This window comes from Chryseobacterium sp. (assembly GCF_022869225.1).
GTDB lineage: Bacteria > Bacteroidota > Bacteroidia > Flavobacteriales > Weeksellaceae > Chryseobacterium.
This window is the reverse complement of the sequence record NZ_JALIHL010000001.1, coordinates 1,792,577-1,810,059: the sequence shown is the minus strand read 5'-3', so window position 1 is coordinate 1,810,059 and position 17,483 is coordinate 1,792,577. Positions and strand designations below refer to the sequence as shown.

The following is a 17,483-nucleotide window of genomic DNA, read 5'->3' as shown; positions in this document are numbered from 1 at the left end:
CTTTTGCACTCGCAAATACGGAGCAGCACAGACAGAAAGATTGCTTCGTTAAAAAGCGAAAGATATAAAGATCATTGACATACAATATAACAACCAAGTAAGGAAAAACTAAAGCGTCAAAACTTTGAGTGAGTCAGACAAACATACAATGGAGAGTTTGATCCTGGCTCAGGATGAACGCTAGCGGGAGGCCTAACACATGCAAGCCGAGCGGTAGAGATTCTTCGGGATCTTGAGAGCGGCGTACGGGTGCGGAACACGTGTGCAACCTGCCTTTATCAGGGGGATAGCCTTTCGAAAGGAAGATTAATACCCCATAATATATTAATTGGCATCATTTGATATTGAAAACTCCGGTGGATAGAGATGGGCACGCGCAAGATTAGATAGTTGGTGAGGTAACGGCTCACCAAGTCTGCGATCTTTAGGGGGCCTGAGAGGGTGATCCCCCACACTGGTACTGAGACACGGACCAGACTCCTACGGGAGGCAGCAGTGAGGAATATTGGACAATGGGTGAGAGCCTGATCCAGCCATCCCGCGTGAAGGACGACGGCCCTATGGGTTGTAAACTTCTTTTGTATAGGGATAAACCTAGATACGAGTATCTAGCTGAAGGTACTATACGAATAAGCACCGGCTAACTCCGTGCCAGCAGCCGCGGTAATACGGAGGGTGCAAGCGTTATCCGGATTTATTGGGTTTAAAGGGTCCGTAGGCTGATGTGTAAGTCAGTGGTGAAATCTCACAGCTTAACTGTGAAACTGCCATTGATACTGCATGTCTTGAGTGTTGTTGAAGTAGCTGGAATAAGTAGTGTAGCGGTGAAATGCATAGATATTACTTAGAACACCAATTGCGAAGGCAGGTTACTAAGCAACAACTGACGCTGATGGACGAAAGCGTGGGGAGCGAACAGGATTAGATACCCTGGTAGTCCACGCCGTAAACGATGCTAACTCGTTTTTGGGCTTTCGAGTTCAGAGACTAAGCGAAAGTGATAAGTTAGCCACCTGGGGAGTACGAACGCAAGTTTGAAACTCAAAGGAATTGACGGGGGCCCGCACAAGCGGTGGATTATGTGGTTTAATTCGATGATACGCGAGGAACCTTACCAAGGCTTAAATGGGAATTGACAGGCTTAGAAATAGGCTTTTCTTCGGACAATTTTCAAGGTGCTGCATGGTTGTCGTCAGCTCGTGCCGTGAGGTGTTAGGTTAAGTCCTGCAACGAGCGCAACCCCTGTCACTAGTTGCCATCATTAAGTTGGGGACTCTAGTGAGACTGCCTACGCAAGTAGAGAGGAAGGTGGGGATGACGTCAAATCATCACGGCCCTTACGCCTTGGGCCACACACGTAATACAATGGCCAGTACAGAGGGCCGCTACACAGCGATGTGATGCAAATCTCGAAAGCTGGTCTCAGTTCGGATTGGAGTCTGCAACTCGACTCTATGAAGCTGGAATCGCTAGTAATCGCGCATCAGCCATGGCGCGGTGAATACGTTCCCGGGCCTTGTACACACCGCCCGTCAAGCCATGGAAGTCTGGGGTACCTGAAGTCGGTGACCGTAACAGGAGCTGCCTAGGGTAAAACAGGTAACTAGGGCTAAGTCGTAACAAGGTAGCCGTACCGGAAGGTGCGGCTGGAACATCTCATTTTAGAGCGTCATTAGACGATAAACAAAATTAGTATCGCAAGATACAAGAACTTACTTAAAGAGAAGCTTTAGTTTTTTGTTTGGTTGGTTATATTAACAATACAACACCCACTAGAAATTAGTAAAAGGGATTGAGACGAGAGGCAAGATAAAAGAAGAAGATCAGTCTGATATCTAATATCTGAAATCTGTTAGTCTAACAGACAGTCTCGTAGCTCAGCTGGTTAGAGCGCTACACTGATAATGTAGAGGTCGGCAGTTCGAGCCTGCCCGAGACTACTAATTATAAGACGGGAAGATATAAGATGCTAGAGCTCAGATTTTAAAAGTCTGAAATCTAAGATCTGATATCTGAAGTCTACTAGAGGGGGAATTAGCTCAGCTGGCTAGAGCGCCTGCCTTGCACGCAGGAGGTCAAGGGTTCGACTCCCTTATTCTCCACCATCATAGATGGTTTAGTTTTAAAAAGCAAATAGAGCCAAAAACAATATTTGCGAATTAAATCAGAAATAGAATTAAGATCATTGACATTAACGGTAAAGACATCACAAAGAGAAAACCGAGCGCATAAAGCGCTTGAGTAACCAATAGGAAAGAAATCGTTAAGGGCGTATGGCGGATGCCTAGGCTTTCAGAGGCGACGAAGGACGTGGTAAGCTGCGAAAAGCTGCGGGGATTGGCACACACGAATTGATCCGCAGATATCCGAATGGGGCAACCCGGCATGTTGAAGACATGTCACCTCGCAAGAGGAGCAAACCCGGAGAACTGAAACATCTAAGTACCCGGAGGAAAAGAAATCGAAGAGATTCCGTAAGTAGTGGCGAGCGAAAGCGGATTAGCCCAAAAGCTTTTATATGTTTAATAGAATGTTCTGGAAAGAACAGCCGTAGCGGGTGATAGCCCCTTATATGAAAGGCATATTTAAGTGATAAATGAGTAGGGCGGGACACGTGAAATCCTGTCTGAATATGGGGGGACCATCCTCCAAGGCTAAATACTCCTGAAAGACCGATAGTGAACAAGTACTGTGAAGGAAAGGTGAAAAGCACTTCGAATAGAAGGGTGAAATAGAACCTGAAACCGTACGCCTACAAGCGGTCGGAGCAGCGTAAATGCTGTGACGGCGTGCCTTTTGCATAATGAGCCTACGAGTTAATTTTACTAGCGAGGTTAAGGTATTAAGTACCGGAGCCGGAGCGAAAGCGAGTCTGAATAGGGCGTATAGTTAGTAGGATTAGACGCGAAACCTTGTGATCTACCCATGGGCAGGTTGAAGCTCTGGTAACACAGAGTGGAGGACCGAACCGGTTGACGTTGAAAAGTCTTCGGATGACCTGTGGGTAGGGGTGAAAGGCCAATCAAACTGGGAGATAGCTCGTACTCTCCGAAATGCATTTAGGTGCAGCGTCGTATATAAGTTTATTAGAGGTAGAGCTACTGATTGGATGCGGGGGTTTCATCGCCTACCAATTCCTGACAAACTCCGAATGCTAATAAATGTTCTACGGCAGTGAGGGCATGGGTGCTAAGGTCCATGTCCGAGAGGGAAAGAACCCAGACCAACAGCTAAGGTCCCCAAATATATGTTAAGTTGAAACAACGCGGTTGGACTGCATTGACAGCTAGGATGTTGGCTTGGAAGCAGCCATTCATTTAAAGAGTGCGTAACAGCTCACTAGTCGAGCGGTCCGGCATGGATAATAATCGGGCATAAACATATTACCGAAGCTATGGATTTATATTTTAGATATATCTGGTAGGAGAGCATTCTATTTGCGCAGAAGCATTACTGTGAGGTATTGTGGAGCGGATAGAAAAGAAAATGTAGGCATAAGTAACGATAAAGCAGGCGAGAAACCTGCTCACCGAAAGACCAAGGCTTCCTCAGCCATGCTAATCAGCTGAGGGTTAGTCGGGACCTAACGCGAACCCGAAAGGGGTAGTGGATGGACAATGGGTTAATATTCCCATACTTGCTCACACTAAAAAGGGACGGAGTGCCGTACTTACTGGAGACTGACGGAATAGTCAAGGCCTAGCCTTCGGGCGAAGCTGCTGTAGGGAAAGTGCTTCCAAGAAAAGCCGAAGTGAAGCAACCCGTACCAAAACCGACACAGGTGGTCGAGGAGAGAATCCTAAGGTGCTCGAGTGAGTCGTGGCTAAGGAACTAGGCAAAATAGTCTCGTAACTTCGGAAGAAGAGACGCCATCAGCAATGGTGGCCGCAGTGAAGAGGCCCAGGCGACTGTTTATCAAAAACACAGGACTCTGCTAAATCGAAAGATGCTGTATAGGGTCTGACACCTGCCCGGTGCTGGAAGGTTAAGGAAGGTGCTTAGGGTTAAACCGAAGGCATTAACTGAAGCCCCAGTAAACGGCGGCCGTAACTATAACGGTCCTAAGGTAGCGAAATTCCTTGTCGGGTAAGTTCCGACCTGCACGAATGGTGTAACGATCTGGGCACTGTCTCAGCCACGAGCTCGGTGAAATTGTAGTATCGGTGAAGATGCCGATTACCCGCAATGGGACGAAAAGACCCTGTGAACCTTTACTATAACTTCGTATTGACTTTGAGTAAGTAATGTGTAGGATAGGTGGGAGGCTTAGAAGCATGCACGCTAGTGTTTGTGGAGCCGACGTTGAAATACCACCCTTTACTTACTTGGAGCCTAACTTCTTTTAGAAGGACATTGCGTGGTGGGTAGTTTGACTGGGGTGGTCGCCTCCAAAAGAGTAACGGAGGCTTTCAAAGGTACCCTCAGCACGCTTGGTAACCGTGCGCAGAGTGTAATGGCATAAGGGTGCTTGACTGTGAGACCAACAAGTCGATCAGGTGCGAAAGCAGGACATAGTGATCCGGTGGTTCCGTATGGAAGGGCCATCGCTCATAGGATAAAAGGTACTCCGGGGATAACAGGCTAGTCTCCCCAAGAGCTCACATCGACGGGGAGGTTCGGCACCTCGATGTCGGCTCGTCACATCCTGGGGCTGGAGAAGGTCCCAAGGGTTGGGCTGTTCGCCCATTAAAGTGGCACGCGAGCTGGGTTCAGAACGTCGTGAGACAGTTCGGTCTCTATCTATTGCGGGCGTTAGATGTTTGAGAGGGCTTGATTCTAGTACGAGAGGACCGAATTGAACAAACCTCTGGTGTATCAGTTGTACCGCCAGGTGCACCGCTGAGTAGCTACGTTTGGAAGAGATAAGCACTGAAAGCATATAAGTGCGAAACTCGCCTCAAGATGAGACATCTTTTAAGGGTCGTTGTAGATGACGACGTTGATAGGCTACAGGTGTAAAGACAGTAATGTCATAGCCGAGTAGTACTAATTACCCGTAGATTTATAGTCTATGGTTGCTTTTATAAACCAAGTGCTTTATGCGCAATGAAGGTTTTGTCTTTGTGAAAGTTTTTATCGATTAAACCAGATGTCAGATAAAAGACATCAGATGACAGACATTAAGTCTGATATCTGAAATCTATGCTCTGATATCTTATATACCTTCTTTAGGGTGGTTTTAGCGGTGGGGCTCACCTGTTCCCATTCCGAACACAGAAGTTAAGCCCACCAGCGCCGATGGTACTGCTAACGCGGAGAGTAGGCCGCCGCCAGTTTTTATTTTATTTTTAAAAAACCTTTATCATAACGATAAAGGTTTTTTTTTGTTATATACCTTACGTATATATTATATCCTTATATACCTTATATACCCCTATATATCTCCACTCTCTATTCATCTCTATCTCTATCTCTATCTCTATCTGCATCTATCCCGGAAGATCCGGTTACCTTTACCGATTGCGATACGTTTAGGCTAAAGCCATAGGGCAGCGCTCTCTTTGAGAACGGGCTAAAGCCCGTCCCTATTGAAACATGCAAGCCTGCATTTAATCCATCACCACTTATCCTTTATTCCCCATTATTGATCATTTATAATCCAGAATCCAGAATCTGAAATCTGAGATCTGAGATCTGGAATCTATACTCTCCCTAAAAGTCGTTTATATCCCCCGAATGAAAAGATCTATTTTCTTAATTTTATCTCTTTATTATATCTATCCCTGCTTTTTTATAATCAATAGAAATGGGTTTAGCCCATTTACTTATATGATATCTGGGATGATGGGCTTTAGCCCAACCTATTTGTAATTAGGATTAACTTTGCTGTATTTATGTTTCGGCTAAAGCCGTAGGATTGCATAACCTTTAGAACGGGCTAAAGCCCGTCCCTATTGAAATATGCAGTTCAATCCATCACCACTTATCCTTTATTCTTCATTCATCATTCCCATATATTAGCTACGAATAGCACGAATGATCAAATCCATCATTGACGCTGCTGATCATGATTATTATTCATACTATCATTCATCATTCATACTGTCACCAACATCAATCATTCATTATTGATTATTTATAACCCAGAATCTGAAATCTGAGATCTGAGATCTGGAATCTAAAATCTACACTCTATACTCCAGTCCCTGTTTAGATCCAGATCCCCACGATGGAAAAGTGAAGCAAATAATCCCTTATTATCGTTTCTTTACCTATACCATAAAACTTCAAATATTCAATCTCAGGGCATAATTTTCATACCATACCATAATAAACATACATTGTGGATAACTATAATAGGTGTATAATATTTTATAATTCAGCTATTTACAATCTTTCTTTTCCACGATAGGTATTTTTAAGTTAAATAAACTTGTTTGGTATGGGTAAGTTGGCTTACCTTTGCCCCACTGAAAACGAGAGAAGATCAGTAAGCGCAGAAGGGCTTTTAGAAAAGCAGAAACGAAATACTTTAAGATAGAAATCTACAAAACGCGTTTAAAACTTTTTAAAAATAAAAGTTGCGAAAGTGAAAAAGATTTGTATCTTTGCAATCCCAAATAAAGGGAGCGCAGAAGGAGTAGGGCTGAGGATTGGCGAAGGATTAAGGTTACAAAAAAAAACTTTAAAATTTTCTTCAAAAAGATTTGGTCAAATCGAAATAAAGTTTTACTTTTGCACTCGCAAATACGGAGCAACACAGACAGAAAGATTGCTTCGTTAAAAAGCGAAAGATATAAAGATCATTGACATACAATATAACAACCAAGTAAGGAAAAACTAAAGCGTCAAAACTTTGAGTGAGTCAGACAAACATACAATGGAGAGTTTGATCCTGGCTCAGGATGAACGCTAGCGGGAGGCCTAACACATGCAAGCCGAGCGGTAGAGATTCTTCGGGATCTTGAGAGCGGCGTACGGGTGCGGAACACGTGTGCAACCTGCCTTTATCAGGGGGATAGCCTTTCGAAAGGAAGATTAATACCCCATAATATATTAATTGGCATCATTTGATATTGAAAACTCCGGTGGATAGAGATGGGCACGCGCAAGATTAGATAGTTGGTGAGGTAACGGCTCACCAAGTCTGCGATCTTTAGGGGGCCTGAGAGGGTGATCCCCCACACTGGTACTGAGACACGGACCAGACTCCTACGGGAGGCAGCAGTGAGGAATATTGGACAATGGGTGAGAGCCTGATCCAGCCATCCCGCGTGAAGGACGACGGCCCTATGGGTTGTAAACTTCTTTTGTATAGGGATAAACCTAGATACGAGTATCTAGCTGAAGGTACTATACGAATAAGCACCGGCTAACTCCGTGCCAGCAGCCGCGGTAATACGGAGGGTGCAAGCGTTATCCGGATTTATTGGGTTTAAAGGGTCCGTAGGCTGATGTGTAAGTCAGTGGTGAAATCTCACAGCTTAACTGTGAAACTGCCATTGATACTGCATGTCTTGAGTGTTGTTGAAGTAGCTGGAATAAGTAGTGTAGCGGTGAAATGCATAGATATTACTTAGAACACCAATTGCGAAGGCAGGTTACTAAGCAACAACTGACGCTGATGGACGAAAGCGTGGGGAGCGAACAGGATTAGATACCCTGGTAGTCCACGCCGTAAACGATGCTAACTCGTTTTTGGGCTTTCGAGTTCAGAGACTAAGCGAAAGTGATAAGTTAGCCACCTGGGGAGTACGAACGCAAGTTTGAAACTCAAAGGAATTGACGGGGCCCGCACAAGCGGTGGATTATGTGGTTTAATTCGATGATACGCGAGGAACCTTACCAAGGCTTAAATGGGAATTGACAGGCTTAGAAATAGGCTTTTCTTCGGACAATTTTCAAGGTGCTGCATGGTTGTCGTCAGCTCGTGCCGTGAGGTGTTAGGTTAAGTCCTGCAACGAGCGCAACCCCTGTCACTAGTTGCCATCATTAAGTTGGGGACTCTAGTGAGACTGCCTACGCAAGTAGAGAGGAAGGTGGGGATGACGTCAAATCATCACGGCCCTTACGCCTTGGGCCACACACGTAATACAATGGCCAGTACAGAGGGCCGCTACACAGTGATGTGATGCAAATCTCGAAAGCTGGTCTCAGTTCGGATTGGAGTCTGCAACTCGACTCTATGAAGCTGGAATCGCTAGTAATCGCGCATCAGCCATGGCGCGGTGAATACGTTCCCGGGCCTTGTACACACCGCCCGTCAAGCCATGGAAGTCTGGGGTACCTGAAGTCGGTGACCGTAACAGGAGCTGCCTAGGGTAAAACAGGTAACTAGGGCTAAGTCGTAACAAGGTAGCCGTACCGGAAGGTGCGGCTGGAACATCTCATTTTAGAGCGTCATTAGACGATAAACAAAATTAGTATCGCAAGATACAAGTACTTGCTTAAAGAGAAGCTTTAGTTTTTTGTTTGGTTGGTTATATTAACAATACAACACCCACTAGAAATTAGTAAAAGGGATTGAGACGAGAGGCAAGATAAAAGAAGAAGATCAGTCTGATATCTAATATCTGAAATCTGTTAGTCTAACAGACAGTCTCGTAGCTCAGCTGGTTAGAGCGCTACACTGATAATGTAGAGGTCGGCAGTTCGAGCCTGCCCGAGACTACTAATTATAAGACGGGAAGATATAAGATGCTAGAGCTCAGATTTTAAAAGTCTGAAATCTAAGATCTGACATCTGAAGTCTACTAGAGGGGGAATTAGCTCAGCTGGCTAGAGCGCCTGCCTTGCACGCAGGAGGTCAAGGGTTCGACTCCCTTATTCTCCACCATCATAGATGGTTTATTTTTAAAAAAGCAAATAGAGCCAAAAACAATATTTGCGAATTAAATCAGAAATAGAATTAAGATCATTGACATTAACGGTAAAGACATCACAAAGAGAAAACCGAGCGCATAAAGCGCTTGAGTAACCAATAGGAAAGAAATCGTTAAGGGCGTATGGCGGATGCCTAGGCTTTCAGAGGCGACGAAGGACGTGGTAAGCTGCGAAAAGCTGCGGGGATTGGCACACACGAATTGATCCGCAGATATCCGAATGGGGCAACCCGGCATGTTGAAGACATGTCACCTCGCAAGAGGAGCAAACCCGGAGAACTGAAACATCTAAGTACCCGGAGGAAAAGAAATCGAAGAGATTCCGTAAGTAGTGGCGAGCGAAAGCGGATTAGCCCAAAAGCTTTTATATGTTTAATAGAATGTTCTGGAAAGAACAGCCGTAGCGGGTGATAGCCCCTTATATGAAAGGCATATTTAAGTGATAAATGAGTAGGGCGGGACACGTGAAATCCTGTCTGAATATGGGGGGACCATCCTCCAAGGCTAAATACTCCTGAAAGACCGATAGTGAACAAGTACTGTGAAGGAAAGGTGAAAAGCACTTCGAATAGAAGGGTGAAATAGAACCTGAAACCGTACGCCTACAAGCGGTCGGAGCAGCGTAATGCTGTGACGGCGTGCCTTTTGCATAATGAGCCTACGAGTTAATTTTACTAGCGAGGTTAAGGTATTAAGTACCGGAGCCGGAGCGAAAGCGAGTCTGAATAGGGCGTATAGTTAGTAGGATTAGACGCGAAACCTTGTGATCTACCCATGGGCAGGTTGAAGCTCTGGTAACACAGAGTGGAGGACCGAACCGGTTGACGTTGAAAAGTCTTCGGATGACCTGTGGGTAGGGGTGAAAGGCCAATCAAACTGGGAGATAGCTCGTACTCTCCGAAATGCATTTAGGTGCAGCGTCGTATATAAGTTTATTAGAGGTAGAGCTACTGATTGGATGCGGGGGTTTCATCGCCTACCAATTCCTGACAAACTCCGAATGCTAATAAATGTTCTACGGCAGTGAGGGCATGGGTGCTAAGGTCCATGTCCGAGAGGGAAAGAACCCAGACCAACAGCTAAGGTCCCCAAATATATGTTAAGTTGAAACAACGCGGTTGGACTGCATTGACAGCTAGGATGTTGGCTTGGAAGCAGCCATTCATTTAAAGAGTGCGTAACAGCTCACTAGTCGAGCGGTCCGGCATGGATAATAATCGGGCATAAACATATTACCGAAGCTATGGATTTATATTTTAGATATATCTGGTAGGAGAGCATTCTATTTGCGCAGAAGCATTACTGTGAGGTATTGTGGAGCGGATAGAAAAGAAAATGTAGGCATAAGTAACGATAAAGCAGGCGAGAAACCTGCTCACCGAAAGACCAAGGCTTCCTCAGCCATGCTAATCAGCTGAGGGTTAGTCGGGACCTAACGCGAACCCGAAAGGGGTAGTGGATGGACAATGGGTTAATATTCCCATACTTGCTCACACTAAAAAGGGGGGACGGAGTGCCGTACTTACTGGAGACTGACGGAATAGTCAAGGCCTAGCCTTCGGGCGAAGCTGCTGTAGGGAAAGTGCTTCCAAGAAAAGCCGAAGTGAAGCAACCCGTACCAAAACCGACACAGGTGGTCGAGGAGAGAATCCTAAGGTGCTCGAGTGAGTCGTGGCTAAGGAACTAGGCAAAATAGTCTCGTAACTTCGGAAGAAGAGACGCCATCAGCAATGGTGGCCGCAGTGAAGAGGCCCAGGCGACTGTTTATCAAAAACACAGGACTCTGCTAAATCGAAAGATGCTGTATAGGGTCTGACACCTGCCCGGTGCTGGAAGGTTAAGGAAGGTGCTTAGGGTTAAACCGAAGGCATTAACTGAAGCCCCAGTAAACGGCGGCCGTAACTATAACGGTCCTAAGGTAGCGAAATTCCTTGTCGGGTAAGTTCCGACCTGCACGAATGGTGTAACGATCTGGGCACTGTCTCAGCCACGAGCTCGGTGAAATTGTAGTATCGGTGAAGATGCCGATTACCCGCAATGGGACGAAAAGACCCTGTGAACCTTTACTATAACTTCGTATTGACTTTGAGTAAGTAATGTGTAGGATAGGTGGGAGGCTTAGAAGCATGCACGCTAGTGTTTGTGGAGCCGACGTTGAAATACCACCCTTTACTTACTTGGAGCCTAACTTCTTTTAGAAGGACATTGCGTGGTGGGTAGTTTGACTGGGGTGGTCGCCTCCAAAAGAGTAACGGAGGCTTTCAAAGGTACCCTCAGCACGCTTGGTAACCGTGCGCAGAGTGTAATGGCATAAGGGTGCTTGACTGTGAGACCAACAAGTCGATCAGGTGCGAAAGCAGGACATAGTGATCCGGTGGTTCCGTATGGAAGGGCCATCGCTCATAGGATAAAAGGTACTCCGGGGATAACAGGCTAGTCTCCCCCAAGAGCTCACATCGACGGGGAGGTTCGGCACCTCGATGTCGGCTCGTCACATCCTGGGGCTGGAGAAGGTCCCAAGGGTTGGGCTGTTCGCCCATTAAAGTGGCACGCGAGCTGGGTTCAGAACGTCGTGAGACAGTTCGGTCTCTATCTATTGCGGGCGTTAGATGTTTGAGAGGGCTTGATTCTAGTACGAGAGGACCGAATTGAACAAACCTCTGGTGTATCAGTTGTACCGCCAGGTGCACCGCTGAGTAGCTACGTTTGGAAGAGATAAGCACTGAAAGCATATAAGTGCGAAACTCGCCTCAAGATGAGACATCTTTTAAGGGTCGTTGTAGATGACGACGTTGATAGGCTACAGGTGTAAAGACAGTAATGTCATAGCCGAGTAGTACTAATTACCCGTAGATTTATAGTCTATGGTTGCTTTTATAAACCAAGTGCTTTATGCGCAACGAAGGTTTTGTCTTTGTGAAAGTTTTTATCGATTAAACCAGATGTCAGATAAAAGACATCAGATGACAGACATTAAGTCTGATATCTGAAATCTATGCTCTGATATCTTATATACCTTCTTTAGGGTGGTTTTAGCGGTGGGGCTCACCTGTTCCCATTCCGAACACAGAAGTTAAGCCCACCAGCGCCGATGGTACTGCTAACGCGGGAGAGTAGGCCGCCGCCAGTTTTTATTTTATTTTTAAAAAACCTTTATCATAACGATAAAGGTTTTTTTTGTTATATACCTTACGTATCCGTTACCCGATTGCGATACGTTTAGGCTAAAGCCATAGGGCAGCGCTCTCTTTGAGAACGGGCTAAAGCCCGTCCCTATTGAAACATGCAAGCCTGCATTTTAATCCATCACGCATTACTTATCCTTTATTCCCCATTATTGATCATTTATAATCCAGAATCTGATATCTGAGATCTGAAATCTGAGATCTATACTTCAATTATTTTCTCTTCTATCACCACTTATTATTTCGGATATCTACGCCCATCCTAGCCCCGATAGAAACGGTTACCCCGCAGCAGGCAAAGTGTTGATGGGGCGCGAGGAGTAAGAGTGGATAGCGGGATTAAGCTCATAAAATAAATTTAACTATGTGGAGAATCCCACTTACTTTCGGTATGAGAATTTATTTTAGGTTTCTATTTCGTGTGGTAGGATGATTTTTTGTCATTCATAGACTTTAGGTTTTTGACATTTACCAGTTAATTAAGTTAAACTTTTTTCACTTAACTCTCAATGTATCAAGATTGTTTTTGGTATTTATGTTTATTTTTTATAAGTATATTATTAAATACTGTTAAAATATTATATTTGTTTTAAATCATAATGTATAATATGAACAGAACAATAATTAAGATTGGACTTCTCCCATCTGTGTTTTTTTGTCTTAATGGTATCTACGCACAAACCAAGGATTCCATTAAAGCTTCTAAAATTGATGAAATTGTTGTAACCGCCTACGGTGTTAAAAAGGAGAAGAAAGCCTTGGGATATTCTTTCCAAGATGTAAAAGGCCAAACTCTTGTGGATGCTAAAGAAACAAACGTAACCAATGCCTTAGTGGGTAAGGTTGCAGGGCTTCAGGTCATCAAAGCAGGTTTCGGACCGGGATCTTCCTCAAAAATCAACCTTAGAGGGTTTAACTCTTTTAAAGGTGATAACCAGCCGCTTATTGTGGTAGATGGAGTTCCATTAAGTAACAGCTTAGGGTCAAAGCCTAAGCAGAATGATGGGGTCTTTAATAATGACTTTTGGAATCCGGATTTGGATATGGGGAATGGTTTAAGTGACCTCAACTCTGAAGATATAGAAAGTGTTTCTGTACTTAAGGGAGGGGCTGCATCGGCTCTGTATGGATCAAGGGGAGGAAATGGTGTTATTTTGATCACCACCAAAAGCGGAAAGAAAAAAGGGGGAATAGGGATCTCATATTCTACCAGTTTAGGTTTTGAAACTATTTTTATGAAACCTGATATGCAGCGTAATTTTACCCAGGGAAGCAACGGGCTGCCTAATCCGGAAAACAGTGATAACACGACTTCATGGGGACCGGCTTTTACCGAATCAATGAAAAGATACGATAATATAGACAGTTTTTTCAAAACCGGAATCAATTCACAGCATAATCTGAGTTTTCAGGGAAATTTAGGGGAAGGGACCAGTTTATACACTTCTGCCGGTTATTTGAATGACAATAGCCAGATCCCGAACTCAAACTATGAGCGGTTCAATTTTATGGCTAAGATGAACTCTACTTTTGGAGCCAATAAAAGATGGACCGCAGAAATGAAGGCCCAATACATTAGTACAAAGGCTAAGAACCGTCCATCCGGCGGGCAGGGAGATGGTAATTATTACCCTGCTATTCTTCTGATGCCTCAAAATATTGATGTGAGAGATTACCGTGAAGGACAGACTCAAAATGAGACTACCTCCCGTTGGATTACCCCTAATGGTATAAATCCCTACTGGTCTGCCTACAACAGCCTTAATGCAGATAAGAAAGACCGTTTTTTATTAAACGGGTACCTTAAATATCAGTTCAATGATTGGCTAAGTGGAGATGTAAGGTTGGGGACAGACTTCTATGCTTTGAATGCGGATGCAAGAGTATGGACAGGATCTTCGAGAAGAAATGCTTACGCTACCAGTGAAGAAAAATTTTATGAAAATAATTATATAGCAAGCCTTACTGCTAAGAAAGATAATCTGTTCGGTAAATGGGGCGGTTCTATTTCTGTATATGGTCAAATGATGGAAACCAGAACCAAGGCAATGTATTTCTCTACTCAGAATCTCATCATTCCCAATGCATTCAATGTAAAAAATACGAGTGATATTGCTGCGGCTGCCAATACAGAAGTAGACTTCTGGAAAAAAATCAATTCGGTTTTTGCTGCTGCTGAAATTAATTATGATGGATACTGGTTCATTAATGCTACAACAAGGACAGACTGGTCTTCAACCTTAAGCCTTGAAAACAGATCTTATATCTATAATTCCATCAGCTCATCTTTAGTGTTAACTGATATGTTGAATAAGCTCAATGGATCAAGCTCCAAAATATTGACCTTCGCGAAATTACGTGCGGCTTATGCGGTAACAGGAAATGCTTTGGATCCTTATGAGCTCTATAACAATTACAGCCTTTCTACAGATCCTAATGGACATATTACCCTAAGCAGAAAAAAAATTCTTTATAATGCCAATTTAAAAGCAGAGAAACTGAAGACATTTGAAGTGGGGGCAGACCTTAAATTTTTTAACAGAATTTCTTTAGATGTAAGTTATTTTAACAATAACGCCACAGGGCAGTTAATAGATCTGCCCATGAACCCTCTTTCCGGGTATGAAAAAGCGAAAATAAGCTCCGGAGGACTTCATAACAGTGGATTTGAATTTGTTTTGAATTCAGATGTTTTCAGGAATGAGAGTTTTACCTGGAATGTGAACGCTAACTTTTCAAAATTAAAAAGCGTGATCGATGAGATTGACGGTAATGTTTTAAAATATCCTATCGGAGGTTTTGATAACGTAGCCTTTTTTACGGAAGTAGGAAAACCTTATGGAGCGATTTACGGAACCAAATTTTTAAGAGTGGAAGACCCCAACAGTCCTTACTTCGGAAAACTTATCGTAGGACAAAACGGATTGCCTCAGGCAACACCTGATCAGCATTATCTAGGAGATCAGACCCCAAGGGCTTTATTTGGATTTACCAATAGTTTCGTGTATAAAAACTTCGGGCTGTCTTTTCTGATCGATGGTAGAATCGGAGGAAAATTCTTTTCATCTACCCAGCTGGCATTACAGCGGGCCGGCCTTGCTGCTGACACTGCTCCGGGAGGAAGACGTGATAATTTTGTAGTGGATGCGGTGGTACAACAGAATGGAGGGTATACCTCCAATACAAAGGAAATTACACAACAGGATTATTGGGCTGCTGTGACGGCCGGAAATCTAGGAATTACAGAACAGAATATTTATGATGCTACCAATATCAGGCTAAGAAATGTTCAGGTTTCTTATAGTTTCCCTAAAAGTATTTTTCAGAAACTGGCACTGCAGAGTGCTAAAGTCTCTTTCACCGCCAATAATGTATGGATGATTTACAGTAAGGCAAAAGGGATAGATCCTGAATCTGTATTTGCGATCAATTCTAATGCTGTAGGGTTTGAGAATCTGGCCTTCCCTACCACGAGATCCTATTTATTTACGATTACATTAGGCTTTTAAACACCCCATTACTATTATGAAAAAATATATTTTATCTTGTATCGCATTGGTAACAGTTTGTACTGCGTGCAATGATTTTGAAGATATTAATAATGACCCATTTGCGGTTGATATTAATAAATCTGAACCGGAATATTTCTTAAATAATTCTATTTTAGGAGCTCAGCAGGATCCGAATATTGCGGAGCGTGTTTTTGTTCTGTACTGGAAAACTGCAGCCAGGCAGCATCTGACCACAGGAATTGCCGGCGGAACCTATGATGATTCCTGGACTTCTGAATATTGGAAATATATTTCCGAATGGCTGAATAATGCGAATGCTGCGATTGAAGTAGCCAATCAAAAAAAGGCTCTTGGCCAAAACAAACCTTATTATGATAATCTTATTCAGGTTTCCAGAATTTGGCGGGCTTATTTAATGAGTGAATTCTCCGACAATTTTGGACCGCAGCCTATTTATGCATTTCAGGGACATAACCCTGTTTTTAATTCTGAAAAAGAAGTGTATTATTATATTTTAGACGAGTTGAAAGATGCCGTTTCTAAAATGGATACCAATCAGGCTCCTCCGAGTAACCCTAATGCTTATGATATGGCATATGGCTTCAACTGGGGCAAATGGGTAAAATATGCCAATTCTATGAGGATGAGAGTGGCGATGAGAATTTCAGAAGTGGATCCGGCCAAAGCAAAAACAGAATTTGAAGCTGCCGCCAATTCCAATATGTTTATCGGAGCAAGTGCAGATAATTTTACAGTAGCCGAAAGCACAGGCTGGAATCCTTTATCCGGAGTCATGTCCAGAGAATGGAACGCTCAGATTTTATCGGCAACACTTAACAATATGTATATTGGGCTTGGAGGGATCAGTTCAACGGATCAGCTGCCTGCAGCCCAGCATACGGCGGTAAAAACTTCAGATTATATCGGAATAAAATATAATGAACAGTTTACAACGCTGACCAATGATCCAAGTGCCGGATATTGGCTGGACGGGCTTCCCAATAAGATTGATCCGAGAGCATATAAAACATTCTATATTCCCGGAGATCTGACTAGCCCCGTGTATTCTCTCTATCCAACCTATACCAACCAGGCTACTACGAATCATGGTGATCTTACTTTTGCAGATAATTCTAAAATTACCATTAATACAGTAAATACATGGAATGCTTATACGATCGGCAACTGGGGAGTAAAGGGACAGCGGAACGGCTTAAGAAATGTAGTAGGATGTATGCCTGCGCTAGGTAAGCAGTACAGAGAAGGTAAAAACTCAAGGATATTCTTTGCCAGCTGGGAAACCTATTTCCTGATGGCTGAAGCAGCCCTGAAGGGATGGTCAGTACCAATGAGTGATGAAGCAGCTTATAATAAAGGAATACAGGACAGTTTTACTTATAACGGAGTAGCCCAGTTCTACGGCTCATATATTGCTTCCACAGAATACAACAGGGACGGGACTTCGGTTTCCTATTCTCATATAACAGAGCCGGGAGCAAGTCATACTATGAAATATAAAGATCCTGCAAACGGTAATCTGGTTTCTGTAGACATTAAATATCCTGTTAATACTATATATAAGAATGGGTCTGTGAAAAATGATAAATTGACAAAGATCATTACGCAGAAATATATTGCAAATATGCCGTGGCTTCCCTTAGAGTCCTGGAGCGATCAAAGAAGACTTGGATTACCGTTCTTTGAAAATCCTGCAATAGAAACTCCATTGGTCAATTTACCCAATCTGACATCAGGAAATTATATGGCCAATTCTATTAAAAATTTCCCTCAAAGATTGAGATATCCAAGCACATTCAGGAATACTGATCAGCCGGGATATGATAAAGCGGTACAACTCCTGGGAGGAGAAGATGCTGTATTAACCCCCCTTTGGTGGGCCAAACATTAACAGGCAAAGATCCCTTAACAACAACTCATTTTCAAACCTTGAAAAGGAGTTGTTG

At 43.6% G+C, this 17,483-nt stretch carries 2 protein-coding genes, 4 tRNA genes and 6 rRNA genes; all 12 read left to right on the top strand.

The annotated features are described in order from the left end of the window. The first annotated feature begins 145 nt into the window (after positions 1–145). The 12 genes from MUW56_RS08410 to MUW56_RS08355 all read left to right on the top strand — a co-directional run bounded on the left by MUW56_RS08410 (position 146) and on the right by MUW56_RS08355 (position 17,428). Positions 146–1,662 (top strand): 16S ribosomal RNA (locus MUW56_RS08410). Positions 1,663–1,866: 204 nt separating this feature from the next. Next, positions 1,867–1,940, top strand: a tRNA-Ile gene (locus tag MUW56_RS08405). An 88-nt stretch (positions 1,941–2,028) separates the two neighbouring features. Beyond that, positions 2,029–2,105: transfer RNA gene (locus tag MUW56_RS08400), tRNA-Ala, on the top strand. A 148-nt stretch (positions 2,106–2,253) separates the two neighbouring features. Beyond that, positions 2,254–5,010, top strand: a 23S ribosomal RNA gene (locus tag MUW56_RS08395). A 159-nt stretch (positions 5,011–5,169) separates the two neighbouring features. Beyond that, positions 5,170–5,276: ribosomal RNA gene (gene rrf / locus MUW56_RS08390) — 5S ribosomal RNA — on the top strand. 1,541 nt (positions 5,277–6,817) lie between these two features. Further along, positions 6,818–8,333, top strand: a 16S ribosomal RNA gene (locus MUW56_RS08385). A gap of 204 nt (positions 8,334–8,537) precedes the next feature. Continuing rightward, positions 8,538–8,611 (top strand) — tRNA-Ile (locus tag MUW56_RS08380). Between the two features lie 88 nt (positions 8,612–8,699). Beyond that, positions 8,700–8,776 (top strand) — tRNA-Ala (locus MUW56_RS08375). A 149-nt stretch (positions 8,777–8,925) separates the two neighbouring features. After that, a 23S ribosomal RNA gene (locus tag MUW56_RS08370) occupies positions 8,926–11,685 on the top strand. 159 nt (positions 11,686–11,844) lie between these two features. After that, positions 11,845–11,952 (top strand): 5S ribosomal RNA (gene rrf, locus MUW56_RS08365). The 16S, 23S and 5S rRNA genes sit together here with 4 tRNA genes alongside, the layout of an rRNA operon. Before the next feature lie 663 nt (positions 11,953–12,615). Further along, positions 12,616–15,516, top strand: a complete 2,901-nt coding sequence (locus tag MUW56_RS08360) for a SusC/RagA family TonB-linked outer membrane protein (protein ID WP_292012758.1) — start codon at positions 12,616–12,618, stop codon at positions 15,514–15,516. Positions 15,517–15,532: 16 nt separating this feature from the next. Continuing rightward, a complete protein-coding gene (locus MUW56_RS08355; RefSeq protein WP_292012757.1) occupies positions 15,533–17,428 on the top strand; it encodes a SusD/RagB family nutrient-binding outer membrane lipoprotein in 1,896 nt (631 codons plus the stop codon). Positions 17,429–17,483: the final 55 nt, after the last annotated feature.

Excerpts from the sequence above, each read along its gene's own strand:
- MUW56_RS08360 (WP_292012758.1), top strand. The coding sequence starts at position 12,616 with ATGAACAGAACAATAATTAAGATTGGACTTCTCCCATCTGTGTTTTTT.
- MUW56_RS08355 (WP_292012757.1), top strand. The coding sequence starts at position 15,533 with ATGAAAAAATATATTTTATCTTGTATCGCATTGGTAACAGTTTGTACT.